Raw genomic sequence first — 19,002 nt, 5'->3', positions numbered from 1 at the left:
CATGCACTCGACCGCCCAACCCACCGCCTTTGCCGCACGATTGACGCGCCTGCCGATTCCGCATGAGGCCGAGGCAGCCAAGGATGTTGCCTTGGTCTTTGCAGACATACCCGCTCCCCTGCGGGATCTTTTGGCGGCGACCGCGGGCTGCAGCCCCTTCTTGCGTGATTTGATGCGGCGGGAAGCGGACTGGCTGAGAGAGGCCATGACAGAGGCGCCGGAGGTGCGTCTTTCTCTGGAACTGGCCACGCTCGACGGTCTTGGCGCCGAGCCTCTCGCGCCCGCGCTTCGGCGCACCAAGCGCCGGGTGGCCTTGCTGACCGCCCTGGCCGACCTTGGCGGGGTCTGGTCGCTGGAACAGGTCACCACGGCCCTGACGATCCTTGCGGACCGGGCGGTTTCCCTTGGCATATCCGCCTTCGTCGCCGAGGAAATCCGCCGGGGAAAGCTGCCTGGAACGGTAGAATCCGACGCGGCGACCGGGGCGGGCATGGTCGCGCTTGCCATGGGAAAGATGGGGGCAGGGGAGCTGAACTACTCCTCCGACATTGACCTTATCTGCCTGTTCGACGAGGCACGTTATCCCGGCGAAGATCAGGAGGCGCGCACGGCCTTCATCCGGGTCACCCGCAAGTTGACCGCGCTTCTGTCGGACCAGACCGGAGATGGCTATGTATTCCGGACCGATCTGCGCCTGCGGCCCGACGCGGCGGTAACGCCCGTCTGCCTGTCGATGGCCGCCGCCGAAGCCTATTACGAGGCGCAGGGCCGGACCTGGGAACGTGCGGCCTATATCAAGGCGCGTCCCTGCGGCGGGGATCTGGCGGCGGGCGAACGGTTTCTCAAGACGCTCACCCCCTTTGTTTGGCGCAAGCACCTCGACTACGCCGCAATCCAGGATGCCCATGACATGCGCCTCCGCATCCGCGACCATCGCCATCTGCATGGCCCTCTCCAGCTCGAGGGCCACAACATGAAACTCGGGCAGGGCGGCATCCGCGAGATCGAGTTCTTTACCCAGACACGTCAGCTGATTGCCGGCGGCCGCGACCCCGACTTGCGCGACCGCACGACTGTCGGAGGCCTTGCCGCGCTTGCGGCCAAGGGCTGGGTGCCGCCAGACGTGACCGACGAGCTGACGCAGACCTATCGCGACTGGCGTGAGATCGAGCATCGCCTTCAGATGGTGAACGACGCGCAGACCCAGACCCTGCCGCCGACCGCCGATGGCATCGCGCGGATCGCGCATTTTCTCGGACAGTCGGATGTCGACGCTTTCCGCCGCAATCTTCTTGACCGTCTGGAGCGTGTCGAACGCCTGACCGGGGGCTTCTTCGCGCCCTCGGAAGCGGCGGAGGGGCCGGACCTCAGCGACCATGCGCGGTCGATCGTCGCCAACTGGTCGCGCTATCCGGCACTTCGATCCGATCGAGCCTCTGCGATCTTCCGCCGCCTCAGACCGAGCCTGCTCAAGAGCCTCTCGCGGGCGAGCAACCCGGACGAAGCGCTTCTGGCGCTCGACGGTTTCCTTGCCGGGCTGCCCGCCGGGGTGCAGCTTTTCTCGCTGTTCGAGGCCAACCCTGTGCTTGTGGACCTGATCGTCGACATCTGCTCGACCTCGCCTGCACTCGCCTCGTACCTGTCGCGCAATTCGGGCGTGCTAGACGGAGTGATCGGTGGTTCTTTCTTCGCGCCCTGGCCGGGAACGGCCGCCCTGACACAGATGCTTGCGGCCCAACTCGACGATGCGGCCGATTACGAACGCCGCCTCGATGCGGCGCGGCGGTGGATGAAGGAATGGCATTTCCGCATCGGTGTGCATCACCTGCGCGGCCTGATCGACGCTTTCGAGGCAGGCAAGTCCTATGCGGAACTGGCCGAGGCGGTGGTCGCCGCCCTTTATCCACATGTCGAGGCGGAAGTGGCCGCCCGCCATGGCCCGCCTCCGGGCGAGGGGGCCACGGTGCTCGCGATGGGCAGCCTTGGCGCCGGTCAACTCAATGCCGGTTCCGATCTTGATCTGATCGTGATCTATGACCCCGCCGGCCAAGACATAAGCGAGGGGCGACGTCCGTTGCCGAGCCGCACATGGTATGCCCGGCTGACACAGGCGCTGGTCACGGCCCTGACCGCGCCGATGGCCGAGGGAAGGCTCTTCGAAGTCGACATGCGCCTGCGCCCGTCTGGCCGCCAGGGGCCGGTTGCCACTTCGTTCGACGCCTTCTGCGCCTATCAGCAGGACGAGGCCTGGACGTGGGAGCACCTCGCCCTTACCCGTGCCCGCGCCATTGCCGGGAATCGGGCGCTTGGCGACCGGATCGAGACCTTCCGCCGTGATCTGCTGGCGGCCAAGGGACGGGGAGAGAAAGTCCTGACCGACGTGGCCGAGATGCGCGCGCGCCTCAGGAGTGCCAAACCCGCCGGCGGCGACTGGGAGGCCAAGAACGGACCCGGGCGACTGATGGACATCGAGCTTCTGGCCCAGACAGCGGCGCTGCATGCTGGAAGCCCGCAACGCCGAGTCGAGGCGCAACTGCGCGCCGGAGTGAAGGCCGGATTCCTGACGGCAGCCGACGAGGCGAGGTTGCTGACCACCTACCGGCTTTGCTGGCGCGTCCAGTCAGCCTCGCGCCTGATCGCTGACGAGGCTTTGCCTCCGGAGACCTGGGGCGAGGGCGGCCGGGCCTTCCTTCTGCGCGAAACCGACATGCAAACCGTCGCATCCTTGACGGCGGCGTTGGTCGAGGCGACGGATGATGCAGCATCAATCATCGATGCCCGCCTGGGTGTCGGTGGGGATGTGGCCGCGCAGGGCGGGGAGACGCACAATGAGGAGACGGGCGATGCTGGTGCATGAGGCCGATCCGAAGGGGCTGGTACGGGAAAGCTACCGGATCGAGGGTATCACCCCCGATCAGTGCAGGTCGGTCTTCATCGACTGGGCGCTGAGCCTGCCGGTCGATGCCCAGATCCCAGAGGCCGTCCGGACGTTGATCGCGGAATATGCGATCGCCGAGCCCGATCACCCGATGAGCGCTGTCCTGAAGGACGGGTTGAACATGCCGGCTTCGCCCAAACGGCGCGGCGGCCGCGCGGCCCGTGTGGGCGCAACCGGGTAACCGGACGATTTTTCGACGAAAGTCCCCACCCGCTCCGGGGTTCACGCAGAAAGTTCGAGGAACGGCTTTCAGAGTGCCGCCGCCTCGGCAGCCAGCCGGGTGATCTCTGCCCAGTCGCCCTTGGCCATGGCCTCCTTCGGCGCGACCCAACTGCCCCCCACGCAGACCACATTCTTCTGGATCAGATAGTCGCGCGCGTTCTTCAGGCTGATGCCGCCGGTCGGGCAGAAGCTGACCTGCGGCATCGGTCCACCGAGGGCCTTCACTGCCGCCGCCCCGCCAGAGGTTTCGGCCGGAAAGAACTTGAGCATGGAATAGCCGCGTTCCAGAAGCGCCATCACCTCGCTGGCCGTCACCGCGCCAGCGAGCAGGGGCAGGCCCTCGTCCTCACAGGCGGCGACCAGACGCTCGGTCGCGCCGGGAGAAACACCGAACTGCGCACCGGCCTTCTTTGCCGCTTTCACGTCCGCCGGGGTAAGAAGCGTTCCGGCGCCAACAATCCCGCCGGCCACCTCGGCCATGGCGCGGATCGCGTCCAGCGCGACCGGGGTCCGAAGCGTGACTTCCAGCGCCGGCAACCCGCCCTTGACCAGGGCTTCTGCCAGCGGTCGTGCATGGGCCAACTCGTCGATCACCAGCACCGGCACCACCGGGGCAAGTTGGCAGATTTCAAGCGCGGCCTGGCTTTGCTCGGCGGGGGTCATGGCAGTTTCTCCTTGTACGATCGCGGACCGGATCAGACGACGAGGGCCGCGCCCTCGGTGGCGGGGCCGACATGGGTGCGGAAAGCCGCGAACAGTTCGCGCCCGATCCCGTGGCCATTGGCCGACAGGTCGGCAACAACCAGCTCGCGGCTGTCAAAACCCTCGGCCATGACTGTCAGCGTTCCGGCCACGGCATCCAGCCGCACGATGTCGCCGTCGCGAAGACGGGCCAACGGCCCGCCGTCGGCCGCTTCGGGGCTTACGTGAATTGCGGCAGGCACCTTGCCCGAGGCGCCGGACATGCGCCCGTCGGTCACCAGCGCCACCTTGAGCCCGCGATCCTGGAGGACCGACAACATCGGCGTCAGCGAATGAAGTTCCGGCATCCCGTTGGCCCGCGGCCCCTGGAAGCGGACCACGACAACTGTATCGGACGTGAACTGACCCGACTTGAAGGCAGCCTTGACCTCGGACTGGTCGTGGAAAACCCGGGCGGGCGCCTCGACGATGTGGCGCTCGGGCGCGACGGCGGAAACCTTGATGACGCCCCGGCCAAGATTGCCGGTCAGTTGCTTCAGTCCGCCGGATTTCTGGAACGGGGCCGAGGCGGGGCGCAGGATCTTGTCGTTGAGGCTTTCGCGGGCGCCCGCTTCCCAGACAAGCTTGCCGTCCTTGAGCTTCGGTTCCTGACGGTAGAGGTCGAGACCATCGCCCGCGACCGTCCGTGCATCCGGATGCAGAAGGCCTGCATCAATAAGTTGGCCGATCATGTAGCCAAGTCCGCCGGCGGCATGGAAATGGTTCACGTCGGCCAGTCCATTGGGATAGACCTTGGCCATCAACGGCACCACGTCCGAGATATCGGAAAAATCCTGCAGGTCGAGGATCACGCCCGCTGCCCGCGCCATCGCCGGCAGGTGCAGCACGAGGTTGGTCGAGCCACCCGTCGCCATCAGCCCGACAATGCCATTGACGAAGGCACGTTCGTCGAGGATTTCACCCACGGGCCTGAAATCATTGCCAAGCGCGGTGATCGAGGCTGCGCGTTCGACGGCGGCGTCGGTCAGGGCGGAACGAAGTTCGGTGCCGGGATTGACGAAACTGGCACCGGGCAGGTGCAACCCCATGAACTCCATCAGCATCTGGTTGGTGTTGGCGGTGCCGTAGAAGGTGCAGGTGCCGGGACCGTGATAGCTGGCCATCTCGGCCGCCATCAGTGCGTCGCGGCCGACCTCCCCCGTGGCGAACTGGTTGCGGATCCTGGACTTCTCGTCGTTCGGCAGGCCAGAGGTCATCGGCCCCGCGGGCACGAACACGCTCGGCACATGACCAAATGTCGCGGCAGCGATGATGAGGCCCGGCACGATCTTGTCGCAGACGCCCAGGTAAAGCGCGGCATCGAAGCAGTTGTGGCTCATCGCCACGCCAGCGGCGAGCGCGATCACGTCGCGAGAGAAAAGCGACAACTCCATGCCGGGCTGGCCCTGTGTCACTCCATCGCACATCGCAGGGACGCCGCCCGCAACCTGGGCCGTCGCCCCGGCCCGCCGCGCGGCGGCGCGGATCTGGCCCGGATAGCTTTCGAACGGTTGGTGGGCCGACAGCATGTCGTTGTAGGCGGTGACGATACCAATGTTAGGGTTGCGCCCCTCGGCGAGCGCCTCCTTGTCCTCGCCCATCGCCGCAAAGGCATGGGCCTGGTTGCCGCAGGCAAGATGCGCTCGGACCGGCCCGTCAGAGACCGACTTCCGCAGACGCTCGAGATAGAGACCCCGACGGTCTTCCGACCGGGCGCGGATCCTGTCGGTGACCCGGGCAATGGTTCTGTCGAGTGTCATGGGCGTCTCCGTTCTGGCTCACGGGCGTTAGGCTGGCGGCTATATAGCATTGTCTGTTAGCGCTAACAACAATCGAGGACTCCTCAATATGTCAGTGCTATTGACGTGGCGCATGGCGGGGTTGCGCAAACGGGGAATGCAACTCTTCGCAACACGTCTAGATTAGCGGCAGGGAGGTGTGTCCGTCACGAAGGAACTTTGATGATGACCACCGATGCAACCAACCTCCGCCAGTATCGCAGCCTTGCCGAGGTCGATGTCGACGCGTTCATCCGCGCCGCGCATATCGAGCGCAACCGGGAAATAGTAGCTGGAGCCGCCGCATTCTTTCGCACTCTGACGCGTGGTCTGGCCCACCGGCTCCAGATATCCCCGCGGATTCTGCCGGTTGAATAAAGAGAACTGACGGTGTCTGCCTCAGCAGCCATTGTTGCTGTGGCAGCTTCTATGGCGTCCAATTGGGAGAATTGGATGACGCTTGGCCACAATCTTCGGAAAGAAAGACGCATCATGAACGCGCCCGTTGCCGACAGATGCGCCATTCGATGAGCCATCATTCGGATGGCAGCGTGGGGTAGGCCGGTTTCATAATAAATAGTCAGGCGAAACGCCGCGCCGAACAGTCACACCACCGGGCGCTGAACCCTTCCGCCGACCGGATCGATCGGCTAGGGAAGGGGCATGACCGATGATACCGCCGCCCCCGCCTATCGCTATCCTGTCGTCCGACTGCGGCCCAAGGCCGAGGCGCGCGCGATCCGCCATGGCTTTCCCTGGATTTATGCCGACGAACTGGTGACCGACCGGCGGACGCAAGGCCTAGCCGCCGGTGCGCTTGCCGTGCTCGAGGATCAGGATCGCCGCCCGCTTGGCCTCGTGACCGTCAATACCGCCTCCAAGATCATCGCCCGGATGCTAGACCGCGACCCCGGCGCGGTGATCGATGAAAGCTGGTTTGCCTCGCGCCTGTCCCGTGCGCTGGCCCTGAGAGAACGGCTGTTTGATGCGCCCTTCTATCGGCTGGTCCATGCCGAGGCCGACGGACTGCCCGGCATCGTCATCGACCGGTTTGGAGATACAGCGGTGATCCAGCCCAATGCCGTCTGGGCCGAGGCTCATCTGCCGGCTCTGACTGCGGCGCTGATCAGCGTCACCAAGGTCGCGAAGGTCATCAAGAATGGCTCTGGTCGCGCGCGCGGTCTCGAGGGGCTGAAGGAAGAGACAGATGTTCTGATCGGCACGCTGTCGGGACCGGTCCCGGTTCCGATGAACGGCGCTACCTATATGGCCGACCTTTTGGGAGGCCAAAAGACCGGCCTCTTCTATGACCAACGCCCGAACCACGCCTTCGCGCAGCGACTGGCGAAGGGCGCGGCTGTGCTTGACGTCTTCTCGCATGTTGGTGGCTTCGCGCTGGCCGCGCTTGCAGGCGGGGCGGCCTCGGCGCTTTCGGTCGATGCCTCGGCGGCGGCCCTGGCGCTCGCTTCCGATGGCGCTGTCGCCATGGGGGCAGGCGAGAGGTTCGCCACGCGGCAAGGCGACGCCTTCGCCGTGCTCGAAGCCCTTGGCGCCGAGGGCACCCGCTTCGATCTGGTGATCTGCGATCCGCCGGCATTTGCGCCCGCGAAGCCCGCGGTTGAAGCGGGGCTGCGCGCCTATGAGCGGGTCGCACGCCTGGCCGCACCTCTGGTTTCGCCCGGTGGTTATCTTGTCCTGTGTTCCTGTTCGCATGCGGTGGACCTGACGGCGTTCCGCAATGCCTCGGCGCGCGGGATCGGCCGTGGCGGGAGGCGGGGGCAACTGATCCATACCGGCTTTGCCGGGCCCGACCATCCGATCCTGCCGCAGCTCGCCGAAGGGGGCTATCTCAAGGCGCTGTTCTTCCGGCTGGACGGATGAAAATCGTCCTGGACGCCTGCGTTCTTTATCCAACTGTCCTGCGCGAGATCCTTCTCAAGGCGGCTCAAGCCGGTCTCTACCAGCCGGTCTGGTCCGACCGCATCCTCGAGGAATGGGCGCGGGCGACCCGCAAGCTGGGGCAGGGTGCCGAGACGGTGGCGCGCGGCGAAATTGCCGTGGCCCGCGCTGCCTTTCCCCGTGCGGCAATGCCGGAGCATCCCGAGATCGAGGCCCGGCTTCTTTTGCCCGACGCAAATGACCGGCACGTGTTGGCGACGGCGATTGCCTCGCATGCAGATGCGATCCTGACCTTCAATGCCTCCGACTTCCCGCGCCATCTGCTCGCCGAGGAAGGCATCGCGCGGCTCGACCCTGACGGCTTCCTTCGTGACCTCTGGCAGCGCAACCCGGACGCAGTGACAGCGGCGGTGGAGACGGTGCGGAGAGAGGCGGAGCGGCTGTCGGGCGAAAGCTGGCCCGCGCGGCGGCTGCTCAAGAAAGCCAGCCTGCCACGGCTCGGCAAGGCGCTTGACCCCAGGACCTGAGGCCAGAAGGCAGCCCCGCCCGGAAGTGGGCGATCAGGCCTCGACGCTCCAGCGCGTCTCGCGTTCTTCGATCCGACGGATGCGTTCTTCGATTGGTGGGTGGCTTGCCAGCCAGGCGGGTGCGCCTCCGGGCATGCCGCTGCTGCCGGTCAGGGCGCCAAGCTTGCGGAACATCGTCTTCTGCGGCCCGGTGCCGATGCCGGCCCTGACCAGAAGAGCCGAGGCATAGGCATCCGCCTCGTGTTCGTCGCTCCGTGACAGATGGGCGGTCAGGGCGCCGGTGACGGTGCGGACCAGCACCGGACCGATGCCCGGAACGAAGCGCCCCAGTGTCGCCATCAGCAGCATCCCCAGTGCGTTCGCCCCGGTGAAATCGATCATCCGCCGCTTCGAGTGGCCGAGGGCCACATGCCCAAGCTCATGGGCGATCACGCTGGCCAACTCTTCGGCCGAGACTATGCCCTGCCGGTACTTCTCGACGAAGCCGCGGGTCAGGAAGATCCGCCCGTCCGGCGCGGCCAAGCCGTTGACGGCTCCGATCTCGTACACGTTGACCTTGACCTGCGGCAGGTCGAGCGCCTTGGCCATCTTGCCGGTCATGACGGCAAGGCCTGGCTCGTCGAGCGGCCGCGACTGCGCGTCAAGCGTCTTGAGCGTCCGCCAGGCCGAAAAGCGGTACATGGCATAGCCATAGGCTAGCATCAGCAAGAGGGGCAGGAACTTCAACATGATCCGAATATGGGGCGCATCTCTCCCGTCGCCAAGCGCAGATCAGCCGTCCTCGTGCTTGCGCCACATGGCTCTGCCGACCATCATCGCAAGGCCGAGGAAGGCCACGGCGGATAGCACCGAGGTCATTTTTGCGCTCAGATGACTGACATTGTCGGCAAAGACATACCCGCCGCCGATATAGGCGAGGATCCAGATCCCGTCGCCGATCAGCACGCCAAGCGAGAACCGGCTCCATCCGACCCGCGTCGCGCCCGAGGCGAGATTGATCCAGGGGCCGAGCGCCGAAAGCGGAAAGCGGCTGATGATCACCGCAATCAGCGCCCGCCGGTCGAGTTCCTTCTGGGCGCGGTCCATTGTAGGGGCCAGCCGCAGATTTCGATGGAACCGCTGCCAGAAAGGCTCGCCGCCGAAGCGCCCGGCGAAAAAGCCGATCTGGTCGCCGATCACCGCGCCGACCAGCGTCGCGATCATCACTGGCACCATGTGCATGTCACCTGCCGCGATGAAAGCGCCAGCCGCCATCATCATTGCCGAGGTTGGCATGGGGATGCCGGCGCAGGAAATCAGCGCCACCACGAACAGGACAGAGGCGCCATGCGCCGGGATCAGGGCGTTGAGTTCATGGATGATGTGCTGCATCACGGACCATCCCCGGCATGGGCATCGGCCGCTGCCTGGATTTCGGCCATCACCTCGGCCACGCTACGCCCCTGCGCTTGGGCAAGGTCGCGGATCGAGGCGAAGGGCGGGGCGCCGGGCGGGAAGCCAAGGATGCGGCCAAGGTCTGTTTCGGGCACATGGAACACAGCCATGACATGGCGCGGGCTCATCCAGTCCTCGACCGGTCGCCGTCCGTCGTCGTTCAGGATGCGCCACGCTGCATCGGCGGCGAAGGCCAGCCCGAGAGCGAGGCTTACCCAGAAGATCAACCGAAGCGTCAGGGGCGTGGCAGATGGCGGAGATGTCATGCCGTCATCATTCGCCGACACGGCGGGCCCGATCAAGCCTGGCGTCAGAGGGAAGAGGTCCTGCTTCGCCACCATTGCCAGATCGCCCGGCCCAGAAGCAGCGTCACCATGCCCGCCCCCAGGAAGCCGATCGCGGGAATCACGGTCTCGCCCATCTGGTCGAGCTGGGCTGCGAAGACATAGCCCAGCCCGACATAGAGCAGGACCCAGGTCGATTCGCCCAGCAGGCTGGCCAGCGAGAAGCGCCGCCAGTTCACCTGCGTCGCGCCGGCGGCAAAGTTGACGTATGGCCCAAGAGCGCTGACCAGCCAGCGGCTGAAGTACACCGTTGCCGTCGCCCGACGATCAAGCGCATCGGCGGCCTTTCGCAGCATCGGACCCGAAGTCGGGCTGTTCGCCAGGCGCCGCCACAGCATCGCTCCTCCGAGGCGACCTGCACCATAACCGGTCTGGTCGCCGATCAGCGCCCCTGCCAGCGCCGCGCTCAGGACGGAAAGGGCGGCCAGGTCGCCCGATGCGACAAAGGCGCCCGCCGCCATCATCAACAGCGACGAGGGGATCGGTAAGGCCAGACACGACAGGAAGGTCGCAAGAAACAGCACGCCCGGGCCGTGCGTGGGCACAAGGCCGTAGAGCGAGTCGATCATTGCCGCGCCTTGTTGGCGTCGACCGCCGCCTGCACCCTGGCGACAAGCTCCTCCGGGGCCAGCCCCTGAACCTTGGCAATCTCGGCCAGGGTCCTGGCGCTTTTCCTGGTGCCATCCCTTTGCGGCTCTCCGAAGATCGCTTCCATCTCGGACTTGGGCAGGTCGTAGACATGCGCGATCAGGCCGGGTGTCATCCAGTCTTGCACCGGTCCGGCCGGCGGTTCGGGACGCAGCACATGCCACAGCAGGATGCCCCCGAAAGCAAGCGTCGCCGCCGCGGCAACCACGAAGGCCGGCAGGACCCATCGCGGCAAGCTCTCCCTGGTCACCGCGCCAGTTCCTTGATCCCCCGAGACAATCCGTCGAGCGTCATCGGCACCATCCGGTTCTCGAAGATGTCGCGGATCAGGCGGATCGAGTGAGTGTGTCCCCAATAGCGCTCTGGTACCGGATTGATCCAAAGGCTGGATGGCCAATGTGTGCGGACCCGCTCCAGCCAAACCTGCCCGGACTCCTCGTTCCAGTGTTCGTTCGCGCCGCCGGGGTGCAGGATTTCGTAGGGGCTCATGGACGCATCGCCGACGAAGATCGCCTTCCAGTCCGGCCCAAAGCTGCGCAACAGTTCCCAGGTCGGCGTCTGCCTATCCCACCGGCGCAGGTTTTCGGTCCAGACGCCTTCGTAGATGCAGTTGTGGAAGTAATAGTGCTTCAGGTGCCGGAACTCGGACTTCGCTGCCGAGAACAGCTCCTCCACAACCTTCACATGGGCATCCATCGAGCCGCCCACGTCCAGAAACAGCATCACCTTGACCGCGTTGCGGCGCTCGGGCCGGGTCTGGACATCCAGCCAGCCATGTTCCGCCGTAGCGCGGATGGTGCCGTCGAGATCCAGTTCGTCCACCGCACCGTCACGCGCCCATTTGCGCAGCCGTCGAAGTGCCACCTTGATCGAGCGGGTGCCGATTTCGACCTGATCGTCGAGATCGCGGAATTCGCGCTTGTCCCACACTTTCACCGCGCGCTGGTGGCGGCTTTCCTGCTGGCCGATACGCACACCTTCGGGATTGTAGCCCTGCGCGCCAAAGGGGCTGGTTCCTGCGGTTCCGATCCACTTGTTGCCGCCCTGATGGCGGCCCTTCTGCTCCGCAAGCCGCTGGCGAAGGGTCTCGATCAGCTTGTCGTAACCACCAAGCGCCTCGATCTGGGCCTTTTCCTCTTCGGTGAGGAAGCGTTCGGCGAGCTTCTCAAGCCATTCGCGCGGCAGGTCGACGGCCTCCAGCACCTGTTCAGGCGTGATCGCCTCGAGCCCGGCAAAGCACTCGGCAAAGGCCTGATCGAAGCGGTCGATGTGGCGTTCGTCTTTCACCATCGCACTGCGGGCAAGGTAGTAGAACCCATCCGCGTCATAGGTCACAAGCCCCGCCGCCATACCTTCGAGGAACGTCAGATATTCCCGGAGCGATACCGGCACCCCCTTCCGCCTGAGTGCGTCGAGGAAGGGCAGGAACATGGCTCAGGTCACCCGGCTGACGATCACCGTGACGATGACGCCGATCACCGCGAAGGCGATGCCGAAGGCCGCGCCGTAATGCCATTGGTCAATCGGTCGTCCCCCACGCTGCCGGGCGGTACGCACGCCAAGGAGGATGCCGAAGACTGCGGCGCTCAGGATAATCATCGCTTTGCCTTTCCCTTTCGGATCAGGGTCTTGCGTCATCCGCGCCGACTTGCGTCACCGGGGCGAGCGCGGCGATCTCGCCCATGCGCAGCACCGCTTCCTCATCCGTGCCGAAGCCATAGCGCGCCCAGCTCAGGCTGTCGAGGCGCAGTGCCCTCGCCTCTGATTTGCGTCCCTTGAGCTCCATCCCTTCGGCCCGCAACATCAGCAGCGTCGAAAGCAGGGCGGCGTTCTGGGCCTTGCGCGCCGCAGGAATGGCGCGCGAGGTCAGCGCGAGGACATCATCTGCCTGCCCAAGCGACAGGGCGAGGGCCGCCATCTGCATGTCGATATGGGCGACCTGAATGTCGGTGCCAGGAAGCTGAGCATAGTCGTAGCGCGCCTCGAGCAGCGCCATGACGGCAAGCTCGATTTCATCGGCAAGGCTGAGACGGCCGAAGGCGAAATAGCTGAAGGCCAGGCGCGAGTCCTGCCACCCCTCGTTGCGGGCAAGCTCGACTGCCCGCGCGGCGGCTCGCCTGCGTGAGGTGAGTGTCCCCGTAGGGCCGAGAGCGGTCTCGATCGCGTCTTTCCATTCCATGGGCGTCGGATCGGGGGGCAAGGGTCGACCTTTGCCGCCACCGGGATTGAGCCGCTGCAAGACCCGGGGCAGGGCGGCTGCATAGTCCGCTTCTGTCATGCCGTTGTGCATCTCGGGCGCGTAATGAACCTTCAGCGCCAGCATGTCGAATCCGGTCAACACGTTGCGGAAGTTGTCGTCGTTGAAGACGGAGTCCGTCAGCCGGTAGAGGTCGTTCAATGGTCCGAGCGCCTGGGCCAGTTCCTCGTGCAGGCAATCGCGCAGTTCCTGCGGGCCGGTGTCGGACGGCACGAAGATCGTTGCCCGGTCGCGCACGGTCAGGGTGCGCCAATCCACCCGATCGCTGCGGCGCGCCGCCTTGTAGTCGTCCCAGCCCGTGACGCGAGGCACCACAAAGCAGGCAGCCTGGGGCACCAGACCGTGCAGCTTAGCCCTTGGCAGGAAGTCGACGGTGATCGAGGCAGGGCCCTCGCCCACCCGCGAGATGTCGAGGCCCGCCTCGTGCCGTAGCCGCCCGAGCAGTTGATCAAGTTCGATCGGCGCGATGTCGGGGACGTCGCCAGTCAGGGTGACGGTAATCGGACCTTCGAAGCGGGTCAGAACCCCCAGATCGCGCCCGGTTTCCATGCGGAATTCAAGCTCGATCAGGTCGCGGGCAATGCTGGCATTGCTCCGACCAGGCGGCGGGGCGGCCACGACCGGGAATGTCTTCATCGGCGGAAGGGCGATCTGCGGCATCTGCGAGCGCTTCGTCGTCTCGGGCGCGACGCAGGCGGACAGGGCAAGCGTCAGGATCAGCGCGGTGAACCTGACCAAATGGCGCGGAATGGTCATTCCGGGCGGTCGTATTCGATGAAGGGTGTCAGTACGCCGATCCTGTCGTAAAGCTGTCGCGCGGTTGCGTTGCTTCTGGCCGTCAGCCAGTAAACCATGGGCGATCCGCTGAGGTCAGCCTCGCGATACACCGCCTCGATCAGGGCCCGGCCAAGACCGGTGCCACGTGTCTCGGGCAGAGCGAAAAGATCCTGAAGATAGGTCACCTTTTCATCACGCCAGCAATGACGATGGCGGACGTAATGGACCATCCCGACCAGGCGGCCGGAAACCTCTGCCACGCGCCCGCGCATTTCGTCGGGATCATCGGACTGAAGCCGCGCAAACGTCGCATCCGTCACTTCGTCGGGAAGGGCGGTTTCATAGAAGGTCAGGTAGCCTTTCCACAACTCACGCCATTGCGGCTCATCAGCCGAGCACAGCGGACGAATGATCGCTCCGCCCCGCGCCGGTGGGGTCGTGAAGGGGGCAGGGCGGCTGTAGCGGATGAAGGGCGTTTCCACACCGATCCGGTCGTAGAGCAGCCGCGCCGTCGTGTTGAAGTCCTGCGTGAACCAATAAACCGATGGGCAGCCGGCTGCGTCCGCCTCGGCATAGACCCGCGAGATCAATGCCCGCGCCACGCCCTGCCCACGGGCGGAGGTGTCGGTGAAGAGGTCCTGCAGATAACAGACATCTTCCACCTTCCAGGACGAGCGGTGGAACAGGAAATGCACAAGACCGACGGGTTTGCCGTCGAGAAGCGCGATCCGTCCCTGGAATTCCTTCGGGCCAGCGGCCAGCAGCCGGGCAAAGGTGATCGCATAGATCGCCTCGGGCAGTTTCGTCTCGTAATAGTCGAGATAGCCCGTCCAGAGCCGGCGCCACTCGGCTTCGTCACCCGGTTCGAGGCGACGGATCACGAGGTTTGCGGTCTGGTTCATGGGCTGCCCGTTTCTCGGGCGAGTCGCGCCGCCCGGTTATTTCCCTCATGACGGACCCGTGGGGAGGGGAAGTCAATGGGCCGGGGGCGTCTCGAACCCGGGCTATCAGCGCCCCGCCCGCGCCATGAAGGCGAGCCGTTCAAAAAGGTGCAGGTCCTGTTCTGTCTTGAGCAGCGCACCATGGAGTTTGGGCAGAGCGTTCTTCCCATCGCGGCGCAGATCCTCTGGCTTGAGGTCCTCGGCGAGCAGGAGCTTCAGCCAGTCGAGCACCTCACTGGTGGAGGGCTTCTTCTTCAGGCCCGGCGTATCCCGCACCTCGTAGAACTGGGTGAGCGCGACGGTGAGAAGCTGGTCCTTGATGCCGGGGAAGTGCACACCGACAATCTGTTTCATCGTCTCGAGATCGGGGAAACGGATGTAGTGGAAGAAGCAGCGGCGCAGGAAGGCGTCGGGCAGGTCCTTCTCGTTGTTCGAGGTGATGATGACCACCGGGCGATGTTGCGCCCGCACGGTCTCGCCGGTCTCGTAGACATGGAACTCCATCCGGTCGAGTTCCTGAAGCAGGTCGTTCGGGAACTCGATATCGGCCTTGTCGATCTCGTCGATCAGCAGCACCACCTTGCCGGGGGCGGTAAAGGCCTGCCAGAGCTTGCCGCGGCGGATGTAGTTGGCCACGTCATGCACCCGCTCGTCGCCAAGCTGGCTGTCGCGCAGACGACTGACGGCATCGTATTCGTAAAGCCCCTGCTGGGCCTTGGTCGTGCTTTTCACATGCCATTCAAGGATCGGCAGCCCGAGCGACTGCGCCACCTGGCGCGCGAGCTCGGTCTTTCCGGTGCCGGGTTCCCCCTTGACCAGGAGCGGCCGCTCCAGTGCCACGGCGGCATTGACCGCCACGGCGAGGTCGGCGGAAGCAATATAGGCATCGGTCGAGGAAAAACGCATGAAACACCCGGGGGTTGCGCCGAACCATCCATAGATTGGGCTCGGCGGACGCAAAGACCATACCCATGCCCCCATTCCGCCGCAACCCGGCCCCAACAGCTAGTGACAATCCCCCGGTCATGGGATATGGCAGCGCCCGAAGGGATGCCGGATGAGTACGAACACCGTTTCCGCACTCTCCGGTCTGCAGGAGAAAGCCGTGATGAAAGCCGAAGTCTTTCTGCCCGACGACTACCGCCCGGCCGAGGACGAGCCGTTCATGAACGAACGGCAACTCGAATACTTCCGCCGCAAGCTGGTGACGTGGAAGCAGGAACTTCTCGACCAGAGTGCCGAGACCATCGACAACCTCCAGGATTCGGCCCGCAACGTACCCGACATCACCGATCGGGCCAGCGAAGAGACGGACCGGGCGCTGGAACTCAGGACCCGCGACCGCCAGCGCAAGCTGGTCGCCAAGATCGACGCCGCACTGCGGCGGATCGAGAACGGCGAATACGGCTATTGCGAGATGACGGGTGAACCGATCTCGCTGAAGCGTCTCGACGCCCGCCCGATCGCGACCATGACGCTCGAAGCTCAAGAGAAGCACGAGCGGCGCGAGAAGGTTCACCGCGACGATTGATCGCTCTGGTCGCAATCTGCTTGAGGCAGGATCAATGCAACGGATAATTGGCGCCGGACCCTTCGCAGGTCCGGCGCCATTTGCATTCCGGGGGACAGCATGAGCCTGAACGGCCAGGAGATTACCATCCTCGGGGCAGGGATTGCCGGACTTGCGGCGGCCAGAGCCTTGGCGCTGCAAGGCGCGTCGGTCACCGTTCTGGAACAGGCCGAGGCCTTGCGGGAAGTGGGCGCGGGCCTGCAGATTTCGCCCAACGGGGCGGCCGTGATGCGCGCGCTCGGGCTTGGGCAAGAATTGGAAACCGCCGGTCTCACGGCCGAGGCAGTCGATCTTCGGGACGGTTTGTCCGATGAACGGGTGCTGCGGATGGATCTGTCGGGGCGCGACTATCGTTTCCTTCACCGCGCCGACCTGATTGCGATTCTGGCGGAAGGGGCCCGGTCCGCAGGCGCGCAGGTCCGTCTCCTGCAACAGATCGAAACGGTCGATCTGTCCGGCGACACGCCGGTCCTGACCACCCGCCAGGGAGCCAGCATTTCCGTTGGGCTGCTGATCGGGGCGGATGGACTGCATTCCAAGACGCGTGCCGCGCTCAATGGCCCGGCCACGCTGGCCTTCACCAATCAGGTGGCTTGGCGCACACTGATTCCCTGCGAAACCGAAGCGCCTGCGGTTGCCGAAGTCTTCATGGGCGAAGGGCGCCATCTGGTCAGTTATCCCCTGCGAGGCGGCGCGCTGCGCAATATCGTGGCGATCGAGGAACGCCGACGCTGGACCGAGGAAAGCTGGTCGATGCGGGACGATCCGATGGAACTGCGCCTGGCATTCGAGACCTTCGCACCCCGGGTGCTCAACTGGCTGGAACAGGCAGAGCAGGTCTGGCTCTGGGGCCTTTTCCGCCATCCGGTCGCAAAGACATGGTATCGCGGCAGAGCCGCCATTCTGGGCGATGCAGCGCACCCGACGCTTCCCTTTCTGGCTCAGGGCGCGAACATGGCGCTCGAGGATGCCTGGGTTCTGGCCGACCGGCTTGCAGGCGCTTCTTCCCTAGAGGAGGGACTGGCGGCGTACCAACAGGCGCGCGAGGCGCGGTGCCGCCGGATTGTTGAGGCAGCGAACCGCAACGCCCATGCCTATCACCTGTCCGGCCCCTTGCGCGATGCCGCGCATCTGGCGCTAAAGATCGGCGGCAAGCTCGCCCCGCGCTTTGCCCTCAGCCGCTTCGACTGGGTCTATCAGTACGACGTGACAGCGGCCTGATCCGGCCGGGTAGCCGACATGGGACGATAGGCCTCGGGATGATCCGAGACGCCCTGCAAGAGTCGCCGCGCCACGAGTTGCACGACATAAAGCGCGAAGGCCGGATTGCGGTAGTAAAGGTCCATGAACTGCCGCTCGCCGATCTGCGCGATGCGGCAGGGACCAAGACAGCGGGCCGTCAATGTCCGCTCCTTGGCGTCGCTGAAAAAGGCAATCTCGCCGAAGATCTCGCCGGCGCCCAACTCGAGTCCCGCCTCTTCCAGCAGCACTCGGCCGCTTTCGAGGTAATAGAGGTTGTCGGGCGGCGCGCCCTTGCGGAAAATCACCGCGTTGTCGGGATAGTCTCTTGGTCGGACCATATCGCTGATCCAGTCGAGCGGCAGATTGCCTCGACGCGCCTCTGCCGTTCGACGGCGAAGGACCAACAGCTCGGCCAGGCGCCACATGTTGAAAGGCAACAGCGCCAGATGCAGCGTCAGCACGGGCAGAATCCCGGCGCTGGCCCCGTAGGCGATGAAGCACAGGTTTGCGCAGACACCCGCCACCCTTAACGGCAGCATGGTCTTCATCGAGAAGGCGATCAGCGTGAAGCCGCCTGCCGCCCACCCGACCAGATCCATGACGGCACTCATTCCCCCTCCGAACCACGTCTCACAAGGTGAGATTAGGGACGGGGAGGTTCCGTGGCAAACGCGGAAGAGGGGCCGGATCTCCGGCCCCTCTTGCCTGGGTCAGGCCTGCACGGCCAGGTCGTCCAGCGCCGCAGCGACCACGGATTGCCAAGAGGTCGTCGGACGCCCGATCAGTCGTGCCAGATCCCCGGTCGAAACCTCCAGGGCGCCATTGACGGCACAGGCATCGGAATCGGCAAGGATCGTCGCAAAGCCTTCCGGCAGGCCGAAGCTTTGCAGGATGCCGGCATAGGCCTCGCCGGGCAGGTCGTTGTAGGGAATGGCCTTGCCGGTCAGGCGCGAAACCTCGGCAGCCAGTTCGGCGTAGCTGTAGCTGGTATCGCCGCCCAGTTCATAGGTCTTGTTCTCATGCCCCGGCTGGGCCGCCGCCGCCGCAATCGCTTCGGCATAGTCTTTGCGCGGTGCGGTCGAGAAACGGCCGTCACGGGCCGACCCGATCAGCGCGCCTGCGGCGATGGCGGCACCAAGCGAGCCGGTATGGTTCTCGGTGTACCAGCCGTTGCGCAGGAAGGTGTAGGGCAGGCCCGAGGCCAGGATCGCCGCTTCCGTGTCCCGGTGATCGGCAGCCAGAAGCATCGGGGTGGTGTCGGCATGGGGGATGCTTGTGTAGATGATGCGCCCGACGCCGGCCGCTCTGGCAGCCTCGATCACCGCAAGATGCTGAGGCATTCGCGCGCCGACGTTGTTGGACGAGATCAGGACAAGCACGTCCACGCCCTTCAGGGCAGCGGGAAGGGCTTCGGGCTTGTCATAGTCGAAGGCGACGGCCTTCACGCCGAGATCTGCGGCCTTGGCCGGCTCGCGCACGAGTGCAACGATGTCCGATGCAGGGACCCGCGTCTTGAGGGCCGCAATGGCAAGGCGGCCGAGTTGGCCGGTGGCGCCGGTGATGGCGATGGTCATGGAATCACTCCGTCTTGGTTGACGGTTCTCACATAGAGGTATACTTACGAAAAGGAAGTACGTACATTTGAGTAATTACACTGGTGTAAGTGCTTAGTTTCGCTGAGAGA

General features: G+C 65.0%; 21 protein-coding genes and 1 pseudogene. 7 read left to right on the top strand and 15 right to left on the bottom strand.

Translation table 11 applies throughout. The features are described from left to right. Position 1 precedes the first annotated feature (1 nt). Together L0V05_RS14855 and L0V05_RS14850 are read left to right on the top strand one after the other, a co-directional pair. Positions 2 to 2,857 (top strand): [protein-PII] uridylyltransferase family protein, encoded by a 2,856-nt coding sequence (locus L0V05_RS14855; RefSeq protein ID WP_234871761.1) that lies wholly within the window; start codon positions 2 to 4, stop codon positions 2,855 to 2,857. Then, positions 2,844 to 3,119 carry a hypothetical protein gene (locus L0V05_RS14850; RefSeq protein ID WP_234871759.1) on the top strand — a complete coding sequence of 92 codons (276 nt, stop codon included), beginning with the start codon at positions 2,844 to 2,846 and terminating at the stop codon, positions 3,117 to 3,119. Before L0V05_RS14855 ends, L0V05_RS14850 begins: the two co-directional genes overlap by 14 nt. A gap of 68 nt (positions 3,120 to 3,187) precedes the next feature. Here L0V05_RS14850 and L0V05_RS14845 read toward each other — a convergent pair whose 3' ends face one another. Together L0V05_RS14845 and edd are read right to left on the bottom strand one after the other, a co-directional pair. Continuing rightward, positions 3,188 to 3,823: a bifunctional 4-hydroxy-2-oxoglutarate aldolase/2-dehydro-3-deoxy-phosphogluconate aldolase gene (locus L0V05_RS14845; protein WP_234871757.1), complete on the bottom strand. Its 636-nt coding sequence runs from the start codon at positions 3,821 to 3,823 to the stop codon at positions 3,188 to 3,190. A 32-nt stretch (positions 3,824 to 3,855) separates the two neighbouring features. Continuing rightward, positions 3,856 to 5,661, bottom strand: a complete 1,806-nt coding sequence (edd, locus tag L0V05_RS14840) for a phosphogluconate dehydratase (protein WP_234871755.1) — start codon at positions 5,659 to 5,661, stop codon at positions 3,856 to 3,858. A 204-nt stretch (positions 5,662 to 5,865) separates the two neighbouring features. Between edd and L0V05_RS14835 the strand changes: the two genes are divergently transcribed. From L0V05_RS14835 to L0V05_RS14825, 3 genes are all read left to right on the top strand, one after another. Beyond that, complete coding sequence (locus L0V05_RS14835) at positions 5,866 to 6,057, top strand: hypothetical protein (protein WP_234871753.1); 192 nt, start codon at positions 5,866 to 5,868, stop codon at positions 6,055 to 6,057. Between the two features lie 285 nt (positions 6,058 to 6,342). Continuing rightward, positions 6,343 to 7,560 (top strand): RSP_2647 family RNA methyltransferase, encoded by a 1,218-nt coding sequence (locus L0V05_RS14830; RefSeq protein ID WP_234871751.1) that lies wholly within the window; start codon positions 6,343 to 6,345, stop codon positions 7,558 to 7,560. Next, a complete protein-coding gene (locus L0V05_RS14825) occupies positions 7,557 to 8,105 on the top strand; it encodes an RSP_2648 family PIN domain-containing protein (protein WP_234871749.1) in 549 nt (182 codons plus the stop codon). The genes L0V05_RS14830 and L0V05_RS14825 overlap by 4 nt, the downstream gene beginning before the upstream one ends. Positions 8,106 to 8,138: 33 nt before the next feature. On the opposite strand, the gene L0V05_RS14820 is transcribed toward L0V05_RS14825, so the two are convergent. The 11 genes and pseudogenes from L0V05_RS14820 to L0V05_RS14770 all read right to left on the bottom strand — a co-directional run bounded on the left by L0V05_RS14820 (position 8,139) and on the right by L0V05_RS14770 (position 15,412). After that, complete coding sequence (locus L0V05_RS14820; protein WP_234871747.1) at positions 8,139 to 8,834, bottom strand: M48 family metallopeptidase; 696 nt, start codon at positions 8,832 to 8,834, stop codon at positions 8,139 to 8,141. Positions 8,835 to 8,876: 42 nt separating this feature from the next. Then, positions 8,877 to 9,476 (bottom strand): DedA family protein, encoded by a 600-nt coding sequence (locus L0V05_RS14815; RefSeq protein ID WP_234871745.1) that lies wholly within the window; start codon positions 9,474 to 9,476, stop codon positions 8,877 to 8,879. After that, a complete protein-coding gene (locus L0V05_RS14810; protein ID WP_234871743.1) occupies positions 9,476 to 9,805 on the bottom strand; it encodes a hypothetical protein in 330 nt (109 codons plus the stop codon). The genes L0V05_RS14815 and L0V05_RS14810 overlap by 1 nt, the downstream gene beginning before the upstream one ends. Before the next feature lie 44 nt (positions 9,806 to 9,849). Next, entirely contained in the window at positions 9,850 to 10,452 is a 603-nt protein-coding gene (locus L0V05_RS14805) for a DedA family protein (protein WP_234871741.1), read from the bottom strand. Continuing rightward, positions 10,449 to 10,781, bottom strand: coding sequence for a hypothetical protein (locus L0V05_RS14800; RefSeq protein WP_234871739.1), 333 nt, complete (start codon positions 10,779 to 10,781; stop codon positions 10,449 to 10,451). The genes L0V05_RS14805 and L0V05_RS14800 overlap by 4 nt, the downstream gene beginning before the upstream one ends. Further along, complete coding sequence (locus L0V05_RS14795; RefSeq protein ID WP_234871737.1) at positions 10,778 to 11,962, bottom strand: vWA domain-containing protein; 1,185 nt, start codon at positions 11,960 to 11,962, stop codon at positions 10,778 to 10,780. Before L0V05_RS14795 ends, L0V05_RS14800 begins: the two co-directional genes overlap by 4 nt. Before the next feature lie 3 nt (positions 11,963 to 11,965). After that, the gene (locus tag L0V05_RS14790; protein ID WP_234871735.1) at positions 11,966 to 12,130 is read right to left on the bottom strand and encodes a hypothetical protein; all 165 of its coding nucleotides are present in this window, start codon (positions 12,128 to 12,130) and stop codon (positions 11,966 to 11,968) included. Between the two features lie 22 nt (positions 12,131 to 12,152). Continuing rightward, positions 12,153 to 13,544, bottom strand: coding sequence for a DUF2927 domain-containing protein (locus L0V05_RS14785; protein ID WP_234871733.1), 1,392 nt, complete (start codon positions 13,542 to 13,544; stop codon positions 12,153 to 12,155). Continuing rightward, entirely contained in the window at positions 13,541 to 13,978 is a 438-nt protein-coding gene (locus L0V05_RS14780; protein WP_234872214.1) for a GNAT family N-acetyltransferase, read from the bottom strand. Before L0V05_RS14780 ends, L0V05_RS14785 begins: the two co-directional genes overlap by 4 nt. An 81-nt stretch (positions 13,979 to 14,059) precedes the next feature. Next, positions 14,060 to 14,467 (bottom strand): annotated as a pseudogene (locus tag L0V05_RS14775) (GNAT family N-acetyltransferase); the annotation flags it as partial. Positions 14,468 to 14,572: 105 nt separating this feature from the next. Next, complete coding sequence (locus tag L0V05_RS14770; RefSeq protein ID WP_234871732.1) at positions 14,573 to 15,412, bottom strand: AAA family ATPase; 840 nt, start codon at positions 15,410 to 15,412, stop codon at positions 14,573 to 14,575. 202 nt (positions 15,413 to 15,614) lie between these two features. Here L0V05_RS14770 and dksA point away from each other — a divergent pair, with 202 nt between their 5' ends. Beyond that, positions 15,615 to 16,037, top strand: a complete 423-nt coding sequence (dksA, locus tag L0V05_RS14765) for an RNA polymerase-binding protein DksA (RefSeq protein WP_234872213.1) — start codon at positions 15,615 to 15,617, stop codon at positions 16,035 to 16,037. A 99-nt stretch (positions 16,038 to 16,136) separates the two neighbouring features. Next, positions 16,137 to 17,297, top strand: a complete 1,161-nt coding sequence (locus tag L0V05_RS14760) for an FAD-dependent oxidoreductase (protein ID WP_234871730.1) — start codon at positions 16,137 to 16,139, stop codon at positions 17,295 to 17,297. Here the strand turns inward: L0V05_RS14760 and L0V05_RS14755 are convergent. Together L0V05_RS14755 and L0V05_RS14750 are read right to left on the bottom strand one after the other, a co-directional pair. Continuing rightward, a complete protein-coding gene (locus tag L0V05_RS14755) occupies positions 17,273 to 17,929 on the bottom strand; it encodes a Crp/Fnr family transcriptional regulator (RefSeq protein WP_234871729.1) in 657 nt (218 codons plus the stop codon). The two genes, L0V05_RS14760 and L0V05_RS14755, sit on opposite strands and share 25 nt — an antisense overlap. A gap of 99 nt (positions 17,930 to 18,028) precedes the next feature. Next, positions 18,029 to 18,892 carry an SDR family oxidoreductase gene (locus L0V05_RS14750; protein WP_234871728.1) on the bottom strand — a complete coding sequence of 288 codons (864 nt, stop codon included), beginning with the start codon at positions 18,890 to 18,892 and terminating at the stop codon, positions 18,029 to 18,031. Positions 18,893 to 19,002: the final 110 nt, after the last annotated feature.

Origin of the sequence: Alitabrizicola rongguiensis, from assembly GCF_021491355.1 — a bacterium.
GTDB classification, from domain to species: domain Bacteria; phylum Pseudomonadota; class Alphaproteobacteria; order Rhodobacterales; family Rhodobacteraceae; genus Aliitabrizicola; species Aliitabrizicola rongguiensis.
This window is presented reverse-complemented; position numbering and strand designations above follow the sequence as displayed.